Source organism: Maribacter aurantiacus, from assembly GCF_005780245.1.
Lineage (GTDB): Bacteria > Bacteroidota > Bacteroidia > Flavobacteriales > Flavobacteriaceae > Maribacter > Maribacter flavus.
The window spans coordinates 1,048,912-1,062,322 of the sequence record NZ_VBUK01000001.1; the positions used below are offsets into that span (position 1 = coordinate 1,048,912).

Consider the following 13,411-nt stretch of genomic DNA (forward strand, 5'->3'; position numbering starts at 1 on the left):
TGTCCGTTTCGAGGAAGAATTCTTCTCGGGAACGGTCTTTGCATTTCTTTCGATGAATATTTATAAAATCAAGTGTGGCTAGCTATAATATCCTTACAAAAAAATAAAGGCAAGCTATGTTTTAGCTCACTTTGTTTACAACCTTGTTTAGATTTACTCGTGATCGCGACACGATTGCATTCAAAGTTGCCAATACAAAACCTAGCAGCTACCGCTGCGGGCCCTTATTTTTGTCCGAACAGGCAAACAGGTTTGCATTTCTCCTAAAAATAAAGAACCACGCCAATTGGCGTGGTTCTCGAGTGTCGTGATCGCGACACGATTCGAACGTGTGACCGTCTGCTTAGAAGACGGTGGATTTATGGTTTTATGTGTTTTTAAAAATATTTAAAGGTACTGATAATCAATGTTTTATAAATTATATGAATTCATATGAAACCATATAATACCCAATTTTGAGTGCAAATTGAGTGCAAATTTTTCATATCTTCAATTTATGAAGACTAATATAACCCTCTCAATTGATACCAGACGAAAAAGAAAGGATGGAATGTGTCCAATTATTTTTAGACTGAGCCATCATCGAAAAACAATTACTATTTCTACAGGATTTGCCGTTCCCCCTGAATATTGGAACGAAAAAAAACGAGAGGTAAAGGGTACATATAAGGGTGTATCCTCCGTTCCTCGTTTGAACAATATGCTGGCAAAAAAGAAAACAGAACTGAGGGACGATATTAATCTATTGGAAGAAAACAATCAGTTGCAAGGTTTGGGAATTTCTGATTTGAAGCACATACTTACTAAAACGACCAAGAAGATTTCCTTTTTTGAATATACACAAGAACTCATAGATGAAATGGAGGAAGCCAAAAAATTTGGAAATGCTAGGGCTTATAAAAGTGTATTGGGCGCATTAAGAAATTTTCATAGAAAGAAGAGTTTGCGTTTTGAAGAAGTAAATTATTCATTTCTCAAAAAATTTGAAATCGCACATCTCAAAAAGGGAAATAGCATTAATGGATTATCAACATACATGCGTACCGTAAGGGCTATATATAACAAAGCCATTCATCAGGAAATCGTATCAGCAGACAGTTATCCATTTAGGAAGTACAAGATAAAATCCAAACCAACGGCGAAAAGGGCCATTAGCAAAGATAAAATCAAACGTATTCTTGATCTGGAGCTTAAGCCGGATACTCCATTATTTCACGCAAGAAACTATTTTCTATGCTCGTATTTGATGAACGGCATTTCATTTATAGACATGGCATTTCTAAAAATGGAAAATGTTATTGACGGACGAATCCAATATAAAAGGCAAAAAACAGCCAGGCCTTATGATATTAAAATAACCAATCAACTTTCCTCTATTCTTGAATACTATCTAGAGGGGAAAAAGAAATCTGACTTCATTTTCCCAATAATACGAAGGGAGAGTCTACAGAACCAATATTATGACGTGCAATGGGAACGAAAGCGCTACAATAAACGGTTGAAAGAAATTGCCGAGCTATGTGATATCGAAGAAAAACTAACAAGTTATGTCAGCCGTCATTCCATGGCAACTAATCTCATTCTGAACGATGTGCCAATAAACGCACTAAGTAAAATGCTTGGTCATAGTAAATTACAGACCACGGAGATCTATATTAAGAATTTACCCACCCATATTATGGATGAGTATCAGGAAAGACTTGAAATTTAGATATACTTCAGGTAGAATATTTTTACCTTTTAAGGGATGTCCACATACTCCTTTGAATTGTTTACATTCATTTTATTGACACTTTTGGACCGTTTATCTAATAATTCAATCCACTAGGATTTATTATAATATATTCCAGAGGTAATAATTTAACCAACCCATTTTCAATTATGCAAGTTGTTTGTCTACAAGAGGAAGCATTTTATGCATTGTTCAAAAAAGTAATTGAACATGTCGAATCAAAAAGACCAAACACACCTGAGAGATGGATTGATGGAGAAGAAGCTATGTCGATTTTGAAGATTAAGTCGACTACTACCCTTCAAAAACTAAGGGATGAAGGGAAAATCAGGTTTTCCCAACCCCAAAAGAAAATCATCTTATATGACCGGGAGTCCATTATGGAATACATTGAAAAACACGCACGTGAAACTTTTTAGCTATGGAAGAAGAAATTAAAGTTGACGAAAAGTTTAAAAGTGCCTTTAATTTAGGCTACCGTTTGGCAGAGGAGTTGAACCTCAAAATTCCCTTGATTCAGAATCAAGAAAAAATTATGCCCGATAATCCAATGCATTTGGGAATGCAGCAATATATAGAGGAAGCAAAACTTTTAAAAGATAAGAAGAAAGGTATTTCAAATGAGAAAAGTGAAACCAATGTTTCTAGAAATGAGAACTTGAAATCTCGCGGTAAGGGTCTAGGATATTAGTTAAGGATTAAAGTTCGTTCAAAAGCTTCAGTAAGTTTATATATTTAGTGATTTTAGTACTGTGAGTACCTTAAAACGAATATTTTTAAACCATTTTTATTAAAGGTTTAAAAAAAATTGTAATTTGGTACTATGAGTACCGATAATAGGTTAAAAATAAACCAATTGTTAAGTGACAATCCATCAGGAATAGTCTATCTATCTTCTTGGATGGTTGGGCAGGGTTATAGCCTAGACCTACAAAAACGATATAGAAAAAGCGATTGGCTTACTTCTATCGGTACCGGGGCGATGATACGTACAGGACAAGATGTAACTTATCAGGGAGCCATCTACGCCCTGCAAGAACAAGCCGGTTTGTCAGTACATCCGGGAGGAAAGACCGCTCTAGCACTTTTAGGTAAATCCCATTATCTGCAAATGGCCCCAAATAAGATAACCTTATACGGAGGAGCGGATGAACGATTACCTACATGGTTTTTAAATTACGATTGGGGATTGGAACTTGATTATCACGGTTCTTCGTTTCTACCTCCTGAAATAGGCCTTACCGAGATAGAACATAAAACCTTTTCCATAAAGATCTCAAATGCCTCCCGTGCATTGATGGAATGTTTATATCTGGCTCCCAAAAAACAAGATCTTTTGGAGTGTTATCAATTAATGGAAGGTTTGAACAATCTTAGGCCAAAAGAAGTACAGAAACTCTTGGAATCCAGTTCCTCGATTAAGGTCAATCGACTTTTTCTTTATCTGGGAGAAAAGGTAAACCATGCCTGGTTTAAACATCTTGATGTAAGCAAAATAGATTTGGGGGAAGGAAAGCGTAGTATCATAAGAAATGGGGTTTATGATTCGAAATATAAAATAACAATACCGAAGGAATTGGCAAATGACGAATTATAGATTTCAGGTTGCATTATTATTGGATGTGCTGCCGGAAGTGGCTAAGGAAGATTGTTTTGCACTCCACGGGGGTACTGCAATTAATCTGTTCGTTCGTGAAATGCCGAGACTATCCGTGGATATTGATTTGACCTATATCCCTTTGGAAGAAAGGACTATAGCATTTAAAAATATCAATAGTGCCTTGGGTCGTATTAAGGCAGCAATTGAAAAGGTTGATCCTAATATTAAAATCATATCCAAACCTGAGATTCTCAAACTTCAAATTTCAAAGGGACAGGCTCAAATAAAATTGGAAGTCAATCAAGGAATGCGTGGGGTGATTGATGTCCCGGTAAAGATGTATTTATGTGAAACGGCACAAGAGGTATTTGATGTCTTTTGTGAAATTCAAGTGGTACCCTTTGGTCAATTATATGGCGGAAAAATTTGTGCCGCTCTGGACAGACAACATCCAAGAGATTTATTTGATGTAAACGATCTTGTGAAAAATGAAGGGTTTACAGAAGCCGTTAAAAAGGGATTCCTTTTTGGATTGCTCAGTAGTAAAAGACCCATCCATGAAATGCTATTTCCAAACCTTCTGGATCAGCGTTCAGCTATGGCCAATCAATTTGAGGGTATGAGCAAGGACAAATTTTCATATGCGGATTTTGAAACTACCCGACATTTGCTAATAAGTGCAATTCAATCCAATCTTAGCGATTCTGATAAAGAATTTCTATTAAAATTCCAGAAAGGAAGCCCTGATTGGACATATTATGATTTTAAGGATTTTCCAGCCGTTCAATGGAAATTGCAAAATCTGAACAGACTAAAGGAAGCTGATCCTGAAAAGCATCAGGAGCAATTACGGCTATTGAAGGAGGCATTTTAATTTTTGCCGTATTAAGTTTCGATACTAGTATCTACCTAGGATTTTTTTTGATGTTTTGTAGGTTATGATGCCCGATTGCTCCTTTTTTATTTATTTTGAACTATCGGTAACAGCCTTGGGTTAATAACCCTTGCGTGATGTGCCGATTTTTTTGTTTTATGATATCAAGCAATCATTTAGAACCATTAAGTCCTCATTCATTTCTCAAATGTTCAAATTTTCAACTCTAGTTTCTTAATGGATGGGTATTTAAGATTTGGAGAGGGGGCATAATGCATTACAAAAAATATTAGGGGTTTCCTTTTTTGACCTTCCTTACCATATCTGCCATATTTATTGGTGAGTGCACTTATGATAATTTTTACAGTTACGATGCCTAATTACTTTTTTTCATAAGTTTGAACCAATCCTAGCATTATCCTGTTGCCCTGTGCGGCTTCGTGGCTCTTTCGCTAGGATTTTCTTCTTCTACAATCCTATAAATAATTTATCTCTTGTGGTCATCCCTAAAGACTACAAGCATATCGCCAAAGTCCGGCAGCTTATTTCAATCCTTGTTATAAAGTGGATAAGTAATTAAATTGTTTTTTGCTAACCGTTCTGGTTCTCCTAAAGCGTTTCAATCCTTATTTTTAAATGGATTGGTATTTAAGTGAATCCAATGGATGTAAAGACACCAAGTAAAAGGTTTCAATCCTAGTTTCTAATTGGATTGGTATTAAAGATGAATAAACGGGTACTATATGTGCCCGTTTCTTGTGGGTTTCAATCCTGATTTCCCATTGGATAACTATTCAAGCCGTTTTGTAAAGTAAGAATAGTAATTGAGAAAGTGTTTTAATCCTAGTTCCTATATGGGTAGATATTTATGATTAACTTATATTCTCTTTGGAGTCGAAATGTGTGGTGTGGCAAGAGTATAATTTTTTGAGATTACCCAAAGGAATACCCGAACATTTTTGATATTAGATAGAAGGTAGGTAGGAAGGATTGCCAAGTAAGGCAAAGGCGAAAATTTGTGCTATTCCCAGGCGTTTCGAGGTTGTCCTGAGAATTTACATTCGACACCGCAAAAAAAATCTATTGGAAGGACTTGTTGGCCAACTTAGGGTTAGTAAGCGACAAAAGGAAGCTCCTTGTAGCCAAAAGTTGGAAATACAGTATAGGAACGTTTGCGGAAAAGGCCCAAATTGGATGCCTGTAAAAAAGTAAAAACATGTATGGTATTCGTTTGAAAACTCGGTAACACAACTCATTGTTTTTGACTCTTTCCTTTTATGGGTTTGGTTGGAATTATTGGCGATAAATCCGTGATGGGTCACAGTCGTAACTAAACGTTTCTAAGCATAGTATTTCGATATTCCATCCTAACAATTTCATAAAGTTTCCCTAACCTAAGGTGAAGGTCGGGGGTCATCTCAAATGCAAAATCTCTGAAGCCGACCAAAAGCCTTTCCCCGGTCTCCACTCTGCCCCGGACCAAGAAAGTCTCTGGGAGGTTGTTGAGCTCCACATCGAGCATCATTTCATGGGGCTGGGCTGCAAAACCCAATAGTCCTGTGATGTGTGGGTTACTATCGAAAATTACCCTAAATCCAATGTCGTTAAAGTCTCTTTTGTATTCCATAATCTCATTTAGTTACGTATATTGTCATGAATTGCGGTTTTTCGTCGATTATCGGTAAGATTTGACCGACAAAAAGACAATTTTTTGATTGTTAAATAGTTATGGTAGGGTTTAATAACCAAAATATCATATCTATGAAAACAAAAAAATGGTTGGTGGCCGTGGTCATCGTTGCAGTTAACGGATTATTCGTTTCATGTGAAAAAGAATCGACTACTGAGGACGAAAGTCTGTATGAACAGTCGATAGATAAAGATGAGATTAAAGAAGGCGACGTTATGTAAAAGGCTATTGGGCATGGTAGGTATCATATTGATATCGACCTTGCCCTATTTTCACGATGTTATTACCGGTGCACAAGGAATTCGCTATGGCGTACCTATTATCGGGGCCGAGAAACTTTTTACAGGGCCGGACGGCCTAGTAATGGGATTCAGCTCTTACCGGGTCTTCCTTTACACCTTATGCATACACTTATTTGCCCATATTGGCTATGTCGGTTGGATGATGGATGCAAAAGGTAAATATTACAGAATAGCCTTGTTGGTTCCGGTAATATTAAGTGGATATACTACCGCTTTGATTCTTCTAAATGCGAAGGAAACTTCTTTTAATGAAACTAGCACTAAGCTCTTTTTGACCTTGGGAATTAGTTTAGGAGTGTTGATATATTATATCCTCGACAATAGAAAAAAGATACAAGAACATGCCCAAACCTAAGCTGCTTTCTCTATTAAAAATAGGCAAAGAATGGCTTTGGAAGCTTTTTGATGCTTTCAATAAAGACGAGCTTTACATTATCAATATTGCGCATGTGTTTCAAAAATACATGGACTACAATATCGACGACCTGGAGGAATTTGCTGTAATATACACATATGAATATCATGACCGACACAATAGGCTCGATGATATGGTCAGTAAAGAGAAAATGTATACGGAGGTTCTTAAAATTATGAAAGGCCTAAAGGAAAAAGGTGGTTTAGACGGCCAATAGCCTTACATATTTATCAAGTAACTTTCCGGATTTAAATATCCTTTTTCGTAATAATATCCGTTCTTTGCTCGATGCTGTGATAGAAGCATCGAACTCCATCTCAAAATAGAACGTTCCTAGTGAGTAAAGAACAAAAAAGCGATTGCCCTTTTCTAGCCGGGTAACCAAAGTCCCATCGGAAATTACCATGGCCATCTGTTCTTCAGCATTGAGCATCATAAAGTCGTAGAGCCTCATGAAGAGAGGTTTATGGTTAGTGCCATTAAGATAGTTTTAAAAAATTTGGTGGGCAAAAAAAATAGCTCATTCTTGTTACTAAGGCTCCTATTTAGCATATAATGGCCAACCCATTTACTGCATAGCCTTGAATACTTCATTGTTGGGATTTGTTCCTTGAAGTTTGGTCCTTAAATGAGGTAAGTTCTTAATAAGTTTAACGATATTGAAATCATACTACACATCTGGGATGACCCTAGCTGACTTGGTAATTGAAATAGTTTATACATTAATTTTTCTTGCCGATTTTAAAGCGTATTATATTGGCGGATTATTGTATGGCCTTGAAGAGCATGAACCTGGACTCGGCATATTCTATATTCAAAATATTTCTTTCAATAGTGTATTCCATAATAAACAATTCTTGGTTCGAATTGTACGTGGATGTGATGGTCTGAAAAAAGAGTGTTCCCCATTCACTTTCGGCAATTTCCGTTCCATTTAATGAAAGAAGCGACAGGTTACTTAACTCCGATATGTAATTTCCAAAAAATGTATTTCTTCCAGTTGAACCTTGAAAATCACCTATTTCAAAAGTAATCTTAATCGAATCAGAACCAATTGGAGGATTTTTGGTTTCCCTTGTACTTTGATCGTAGTAAGCTATAAGTTCCCATTTTCCCAAAAGTGTTTCATTGATAAATTCTTCGTCTTTGCTACACCCAATACTCAATAGGCTCAAAAACACAATGTAAAAATACCTCCCAAACATTTCAACCATAACTACTCTAAGTTATGAAAGAAATATCAATACTTAATGTGAATTGCTTTATTCATGCCAAATTAATTTTTTTTCTAAGGAATTCATCGGTCGTTACGCTCGGTTCAGTTCCTTAATCTTAATGACTATTCACAGGGCAACCAACAAAAAGGAGGTTTTGGAAATAATAAACGTATCAAAAAAATAGTATTTGGAAAACCAAGGCAAAAAGAAAATTCAATTAACCCTACAAAAGATATGGCAATGATGTTCCTTTTCCAATGGTCAGAATGGCAGAATTGAAAGGTAGAAAGGAAGAGTTGTTGGGAAGTTTTTGAAGCGGTACCATTGACCTTAACAACCAAAAATCAAACGAGAGGTTTCTGAATTACCTAAATAAGTGATTCCCACTTGGACCGATATTTTTCATATTGCTCCATAGTTACGATATAATCCGTCAATAGTTCTATAAGAGTGAAATCGCCCTCGGCAAGTTCCTCTACAATAGTGCCCACTTTATGCGAGATTTCTGTTTCAGGATCCACCTTGAATTCTGAATGCATTTCTGATGTCAGCTCATCTGTCATTTTGCAAAAGTAAAAAATATGGGAAAGCGCCCGAAAATACTAAAATTATTTGAGCAGTATGGTTTAGATCATGGAAATTCTATGAGTCCGGAGGAATGGTTCATAAAATTCGAGCAGAAAATGCTTGAGAATAAAGATTTCGGAGAGCACTTAAAGGAAATTGGAATGCACTGGAATACATCCCAGTTGTGAATTGCTGTATTCATGCCACTTGTATTGTTTTCTAAGGAATTCATCGGTCGCTTCGCTCGGTCAGTTCTTTAATTTTAAGGATTATTCACAGGTTCCTGGGTGGAAAACTAAAGTAGTCAAGTGTTTCAATACTAGTTTCTAATTGGATAGGTAGTTAAGTCCTAAAATAGTCCTTCCATTGCTGGATCCATCGCCGTTTCAATCCTAGTTTCTAATTGGATAGGTATTTAAGATTGTCAGAAATCCTAGCAACCAAGAAATAAAAGCAGTTTCAATCCTAGTTTCTAATTGGATAGGTATTTAAGCCAATAATGCAAGCGACACAAAACAAAAATACTTTGGTTTCAATCCTAGTTTCTAATTGGATAGGTATTTAAGTAGCCATTGGCATGGCATAGGGCGGTAATTTCCCCAGTTTCAATCCTAGTTTCTAATTGGATAGGTATTTAAGTCCATATTTGTCGATTCCTAGCATATCATTAGATTTGTTTCAATCCTAGTTTCTAATTGGATAGGTATTTAAGAATGCCGTTTGATAGTAGCTGCTGGATTGTGTGGGAGTTTCAATCCTAGTTTCTAATTGGATAGGTATTTAAGAAAGTTTCTACTATCCCAAGGCCCTTGCGCCGGACTAGTTTCAATCCTAGTTTCTAATTGGATAGGTATTTAAGACTAAAAAGTATGGGTATGTATTTCATGTCCTATCCTGTTTCAATCCTAGTTTCTAATTGGATAGGTATTTAAGTGTCCATTATCCTATTATCTGTTTATCTATTAAGATGTTTCAATCCTAGTTTCTAATTGGATAGGTATTTAAGTCCATATTTGTCGATTCCTAGCATATCATTAGATTTGTTTCAATCCTAGTTTCTAATTGGATAGGTATTTAAGTCGTTTTCCATTATTCCCTATTTATATTAGACTTCTTAGTTTCAATCCTAGTTTCTAATTGGATAGGTATTTAAGAGCCATTGGCATGGCATAGGGCGGTAATTTCCCCAGTTTCAATCCTAGTTTCTAATTGGATAGGTATTTAAGCAAATTCGTTGACACTGGCATCTGCCACCGCTTCTAGTTTCAATCCTAGTTTCTAATTGGATAGGTATTTAAGTCATTTTCGCCAAGGCAAGCGATACCACCGGGGTGGGTTTCAATCCTAGTTTCTAATTGGATAGGTATTTAAGCGGGCTATGTCCTCCACGCCGGAGGCCTTTGCCTTAAGTTTCAATCCTAGTTTCTAATTGGATAGGTATTTAAGCAAAATAGGCAAGGCTTTTTTAAATGTATCAAACCCTGTTTCAATCCTAGTTTCTAATTGGATAGGTATTTAAGCTGGGTCAAAACTTACCGAAGCCCAAAACCCACTTATGTTTCAATCCTAGTTTCTAATTGGATAGGTATTTAAGAGTGCGCGAATTGCCGGAACGTAGGTATGACCCCGTGTTTCAATCCTAGTTTCTAATTGGATAGGTATTTAAGCTATACCACCGGCAAAGGTGGTATTGCCCAATTCCTGGTTTCAATCCTAGTTTCTAATTGGATAGGTATTTAAGCGTAGTTGATGTCCACCGGTAGCATGCCGTAGCCTTGTTTCAATCCTAGTTTCTAATTGGATAGGTATTTAAGCCTTTAACGGGGTCATCAGTACCTTAAAGGACAACGGTTTCAATCCTAGTTTCTAATTGGATAGGTATTTAAGCATTGGTTGCTCTATGCACGATGTTGAGAATAGGGTGTTTCAATCCTAGTTTCTAATTGGATAGGTATTTAAGTTTGAAAAGCGGTATATTCAGCTGTATTGTCAACTAAGTTTCAATCCTAGTTTCTAATTGGATAGGTATTTAAGTCTGCTCCCCGGCCTACTTCCTTCTGGTATCACCAGTTTCAATCCTAGTTTCTAATTGGATAGGTATTTAAGTATTATTTGCCTATTTGATTCCCTACCGGATGCAGGTTTCAATCCTAGTTTCTAATTGGATAGGTATTTAAGTTTTTTAATGATTAACATTTATAACTTTCGTTGAAAGTTTCAATCCTAGTTTCTAATTGGATAGGTATTTAAGCGCACTGGCCGTACCCGTGAATAGACTTGTAGCTGGTTTCAATCCTAGTTTCTAATTGGATAGGTATTTAAGTCCGGTCACGAATTATGATGAAAATAAATCAACTGAGTTTCAATCCTAGTTTCTAATTGGATAGGTATTTAAGCTAACAGGCAAGTGATACTCAGATTGTAAGAACCGTTGTTTCAATCCTAGTTTCTAATTGGATAGGTATTTAAGCGGTTTTTTCTATTCAACCGAAAATCTAACGAGTTAGTTTCAATCCTAGTTTCTAATTGGATAGGTATTTAAGAATGGGCTCCATTTAGGGCTCGTTCAGCTACTTCAAGTTTCAATCCTAGTTTCTAATTGGATAGGTATTTAAGTGGTGGGGAAATAACCCTGCAAAGCAACCTTATCAGTTTCAATCCTAGTTTCTAATTGGATAGGTATTTAAGTGGGAATAGTGAACCCGAGGCAACTCACTAATAAAAGTTTCAATCCTAGTTTCTAATTGGATAGGTATTTAAGAAGGATGCCGCCGTTGGTGAGGATACGGGTACCGGGTTTCAATCCTAGTTTCTAATTGGATAGGTATTTAAGGTTCATGAGGTTTACCAAGCATGTTTAAGGCCATGTGTTTCAATCCTAGTTTCTAATTGGATAGGTATTTAAGCAGCAGTGCCCCCTGCGCTTGTTGTGACCGAACTCCGTTTCAATCCTAGTTTCTAATTGGATAGGTATTTAAGATAATATGCCCTACCTGCCAGTAGGGCATATCTAGTGTTTCAATCCTAGTTTCTAATTGGATAGGTATTTAAGCCATTTAGACTGTATAACGCAGCGTTACACATGAAGTTTCAATCCTAGTTTCTAATTGGATAGGTATTTAAGGGACTAGTAAAGAAGAAGACTCAGTGGTTATGGGGGTTTCAATCCTAGTTTCTAATTGGATAGGTATTTAAGACGAAGGTTCGTACCGAAATAGCCATCAGTACCGTGTTTCAATCCTAGTTTCTAATTGGATAGGTATTTAAGTTCAGACCTATAAACTTTTGCCTTTTCTGTATTTGGGTTTCAATCCTAGTTTCTAATTGGATAGGTATTTAAGGCAAAAGGGCGACAAGATGTTTATCGAAGGCCGTCTGTTTCAATCCTAGTTTCTAATTGGATAGGTATTTAAGAAAACAGGGCCAGCAAAAAATGCTTGGTCCGCCATGTTTCAATCCTAGTTTCTAATTGGATAGGTATTTAAGTGTAGCGTTTTTCTGGTTTTGTCGTTGAATTGATAAGTTTCAATCCTAGTTTCTAATTGGATAGGTATTTAAGCGGCCACGAGCTACTTTAAGGGCGACGTGGTAACCTAGTTTCAATCCTAGTTTCTAATTGGATAGGTATTTAAGTGCCGCCCGTGTTCAATCTGGCTACGCTAGATCTAACGTTTCAATCCTAGTTTCTAATTGGATAGGTATTTAAGTCCGCCCAATACTCCGCGGCGCGTTTTGCGTAAATTAGTTTCAATCCTAGTTTCTAATTGGATAGGTATTTAAGTGGTAATCTGTCCGGTGGTTATGGTGTCCCCGTTTAGTTTCAATCCTAGTTTCTAATTGGATAGGTATTTAAGTAATCTCGAACTCATAGCCCGTTAGCGCTCCTGTCTGTTTCAATCCTAGTTTCTAATTGGATAGGTATTTAAGCGCCTTTATTTTTAAGCAGGAGCCTGCCAGTATCGAGTTTCAATCCTAGTTTCTAATTGGATAGGTATTTAAGCAGTTTTATAATGTTGAAATAAAACATATTCAGGATAGTTTCAATCCTAGTTTCTAATTGGATAGGTATTTAAGCATAACTACCAAGACCATAAGTATCGCTATTTGTGGTTTCAATCCTAGTTTCTAATTGGATAGGTATTTAAGTCGTTATTGGCCTTTAGCCTGGCTATCTCGTCCGCGTTTCAATCCTAGTTTCTAATTGGATAGGTATTTAAGCTGGCCGTCAATATCCTCTTGGGTGTTCGGGTTGTGTTTCAATCCTAGTTTCTAATTGGATAGGTATTTAAGTGGAGGGTGTTTGTGCCATTAGGCCAACCGTAGGCAGTTTCAATCCTAGTTTCTAATTGGATAGGTATTTAAGCCCAGTTATAAGATGAGCAACGGGGAGCGGGTGGAGTTTCAATCCTAGTTTCTAATTGGATAGGTATTTAAGTGGGGGTGGGGTTACCGGAATACATCCTATTGTTCCGGTTTCAATCCTAGTTTCTAATTGGATAGGTATTTAAGTTCTAAAAAGCCGGTAAGGATGAACGTTTATGTCCGTTTCAATCCTAGTTTCTAATTGGATAGGTATTTAAGGATCTATTGTTCCCGAAGAACTATGTTTGGAAATAAGTTTCAATCCTAGTTTCTAATTGGATAGGTATTTAAGGATTCATCGGTAATGGAAGTTTCTTGTCCGTTAACAGTTTCAATCCTAGTTTCTAATTGGATAGGTATTTAAGGCAATAATCCCCTACCCATATATGTCCGTATTTCCAGTTTCAATCCTAGTTTCTAATTGGATAGGTATTTAAGACAATAATTATCAATACGAAAATGCCCATTAACATGTTTCAATCCTAGTTTCTAATTGGATAGGTATTTAAGCCATTTCCTTTCCTTTCAGGAAAACCATGACCGCGTGTTTCAATCCTAGTTTCTAATTGGATAGGTATTTAAGACAGCTTGAGCAAGGAACTCATGGCCCAACAGGAAAGTTTCAATCCTAGTTTCTAATTGGATAGGTATT

The 13,411-nt window shown here is 36.6% G+C and carries 13 protein-coding genes and 1 CRISPR repeat array (1 of these 14 cut by a window edge); of the genes, 9 read left to right on the forward strand and 4 right to left on the reverse strand.

Annotation, left to right across the window (positions count from 1 at the left end; all coding sequences use genetic code 11):
* Positions 1 to 496 precede the first annotated feature (496 nt).
* The 5 genes from FEK29_RS04430 (at position 497) to FEK29_RS04450 (ending at position 4,206) form a co-directional block, all read left to right on the forward strand.
* A complete protein-coding gene (locus FEK29_RS04430; RefSeq protein WP_138257162.1) occupies positions 497 to 1,711 on the forward strand; it encodes a site-specific integrase in 1,215 nt (404 codons plus the stop codon).
* 170 nt (positions 1,712 to 1,881) lie between these two features.
* Positions 1,882 to 2,151, forward strand: coding sequence for a helix-turn-helix domain-containing protein (locus tag FEK29_RS04435; RefSeq protein WP_138257163.1), 270 nt, complete (start codon positions 1,882 to 1,884; stop codon positions 2,149 to 2,151).
* A gap of 2 nt (positions 2,152 to 2,153) precedes the next feature.
* Positions 2,154 to 2,423 carry a hypothetical protein gene (locus tag FEK29_RS04440; RefSeq protein ID WP_138257164.1) on the forward strand — a complete coding sequence of 90 codons (270 nt, stop codon included), beginning with the start codon at positions 2,154 to 2,156 and terminating at the stop codon, positions 2,421 to 2,423.
* A 132-nt stretch (positions 2,424 to 2,555) separates the two neighbouring features.
* Entirely contained in the window at positions 2,556 to 3,329 is a 774-nt protein-coding gene (locus FEK29_RS04445; RefSeq protein WP_138257165.1) for a type IV toxin-antitoxin system AbiEi family antitoxin, read from the forward strand.
* Complete coding sequence (locus FEK29_RS04450) at positions 3,316 to 4,206, forward strand: nucleotidyl transferase AbiEii/AbiGii toxin family protein (RefSeq protein WP_138257166.1); 891 nt, start codon at positions 3,316 to 3,318, stop codon at positions 4,204 to 4,206. Before FEK29_RS04445 ends, FEK29_RS04450 begins: the two co-directional genes overlap by 14 nt.
* A 1,330-nt stretch (positions 4,207 to 5,536) precedes the next feature.
* Here the strand turns inward: FEK29_RS04450 and FEK29_RS04455 are convergent.
* Complete coding sequence (locus FEK29_RS04455) at positions 5,537 to 5,833, reverse strand: hypothetical protein (protein ID WP_138257167.1); 297 nt, start codon at positions 5,831 to 5,833, stop codon at positions 5,537 to 5,539.
* Between the two features lie 134 nt (positions 5,834 to 5,967).
* On the opposite strand from FEK29_RS04455, the gene FEK29_RS17880 reads away from it, so the two are divergent.
* The 3 genes from FEK29_RS17880 to FEK29_RS04465 are packed head-to-tail and all read left to right on the forward strand — an operon-like array spanning position 5,968 to position 6,830.
* Complete coding sequence (locus FEK29_RS17880) at positions 5,968 to 6,117, forward strand: hypothetical protein (protein ID WP_161595309.1); 150 nt, start codon at positions 5,968 to 5,970, stop codon at positions 6,115 to 6,117.
* Positions 6,089 to 6,553 (forward strand): hypothetical protein, encoded by a 465-nt coding sequence (locus tag FEK29_RS04460; protein ID WP_138257168.1) that lies wholly within the window; start codon positions 6,089 to 6,091, stop codon positions 6,551 to 6,553. Before FEK29_RS17880 ends, FEK29_RS04460 begins: the two co-directional genes overlap by 29 nt.
* Complete coding sequence (locus FEK29_RS04465; protein ID WP_138257169.1) at positions 6,540 to 6,830, forward strand: hypothetical protein; 291 nt, start codon at positions 6,540 to 6,542, stop codon at positions 6,828 to 6,830. Before FEK29_RS04460 ends, FEK29_RS04465 begins: the two co-directional genes overlap by 14 nt.
* On the opposite strand, the gene FEK29_RS04470 is transcribed toward FEK29_RS04465, so the two are convergent.
* From FEK29_RS04470 to FEK29_RS04480, 3 genes are all read right to left on the reverse strand, one after another.
* Positions 6,816 to 7,067: a hypothetical protein gene (locus FEK29_RS04470; protein WP_138257170.1), complete on the reverse strand. Its 252-nt coding sequence runs from the start codon at positions 7,065 to 7,067 to the stop codon at positions 6,816 to 6,818. The two genes, FEK29_RS04465 and FEK29_RS04470, sit on opposite strands and share 15 nt — an antisense overlap.
* Before the next feature lie 310 nt (positions 7,068 to 7,377).
* Positions 7,378 to 7,827: a hypothetical protein gene (locus FEK29_RS04475; protein ID WP_138257171.1), complete on the reverse strand. Its 450-nt coding sequence runs from the start codon at positions 7,825 to 7,827 to the stop codon at positions 7,378 to 7,380.
* Between the two features lie 371 nt (positions 7,828 to 8,198).
* Positions 8,199 to 8,393 (reverse strand): hypothetical protein, encoded by a 195-nt coding sequence (locus tag FEK29_RS04480; RefSeq protein ID WP_138257172.1) that lies wholly within the window; start codon positions 8,391 to 8,393, stop codon positions 8,199 to 8,201.
* A gap of 18 nt (positions 8,394 to 8,411) precedes the next feature.
* On the opposite strand from FEK29_RS04480, the gene FEK29_RS17885 reads away from it, so the two are divergent.
* Complete coding sequence (locus tag FEK29_RS17885) at positions 8,412 to 8,585, forward strand: hypothetical protein (RefSeq protein ID WP_161595310.1); 174 nt, start codon at positions 8,412 to 8,414, stop codon at positions 8,583 to 8,585.
* A 122-nt stretch (positions 8,586 to 8,707) separates the two neighbouring features.
* A CRISPR array of direct repeats spans positions 8,708 to 13,411; the repeat unit is 37 nt; unit sequence GTTTCAATCCTAGTTTCTAATTGGATAGGTATTTAAG (it continues 3,574 nt past the right edge of the window).

Bases quoted from the DNA above. Each gene is read 5' to 3' on its own strand.
- FEK29_RS04430 (WP_138257162.1), top strand. From the start codon at position 497: ATGAAGACTAATATAACCCTCTCAATTGATACCAGACGAAAAAGAAAG.
- FEK29_RS04435 (WP_138257163.1), top strand. From the start codon at position 1,882: ATGCAAGTTGTTTGTCTACAAGAGGAAGCATTTTATGCATTGTTCAAA.
- FEK29_RS04440 (WP_138257164.1), top strand. From the start codon at position 2,154: ATGGAAGAAGAAATTAAAGTTGACGAAAAGTTTAAAAGTGCCTTTAAT.
- FEK29_RS04445 (WP_138257165.1), top strand. From the start codon at position 2,556: ATGAGTACCGATAATAGGTTAAAAATAAACCAATTGTTAAGTGACAAT.
- FEK29_RS04450 (WP_138257166.1), top strand. From the start codon at position 3,316: ATGACGAATTATAGATTTCAGGTTGCATTATTATTGGATGTGCTGCCG.
- FEK29_RS04455 (WP_138257167.1), bottom strand. From the start codon at position 5,833: ATGGAATACAAAAGAGACTTTAACGACATTGGATTTAGGGTAATTTTC.
- FEK29_RS17880 (WP_161595309.1), top strand. From the start codon at position 5,968: ATGAAAACAAAAAAATGGTTGGTGGCCGTGGTCATCGTTGCAGTTAAC.
- FEK29_RS04460 (WP_138257168.1), top strand. From the start codon at position 6,089: ATGAGATTAAAGAAGGCGACGTTATGTAAAAGGCTATTGGGCATGGTA.
- FEK29_RS04465 (WP_138257169.1), top strand. From the start codon at position 6,540: ATGCCCAAACCTAAGCTGCTTTCTCTATTAAAAATAGGCAAAGAATGG.
- FEK29_RS04470 (WP_138257170.1), bottom strand. From the start codon at position 7,067: ATGAGGCTCTACGACTTTATGATGCTCAATGCTGAAGAACAGATGGCC.
- FEK29_RS04475 (WP_138257171.1), bottom strand. From the start codon at position 7,827: ATGGTTGAAATGTTTGGGAGGTATTTTTACATTGTGTTTTTGAGCCTA.
- FEK29_RS04480 (WP_138257172.1), bottom strand. From the start codon at position 8,393: ATGACAGATGAGCTGACATCAGAAATGCATTCAGAATTCAAGGTGGAT.
- FEK29_RS17885 (WP_161595310.1), top strand. From the start codon at position 8,412: ATGGGAAAGCGCCCGAAAATACTAAAATTATTTGAGCAGTATGGTTTA.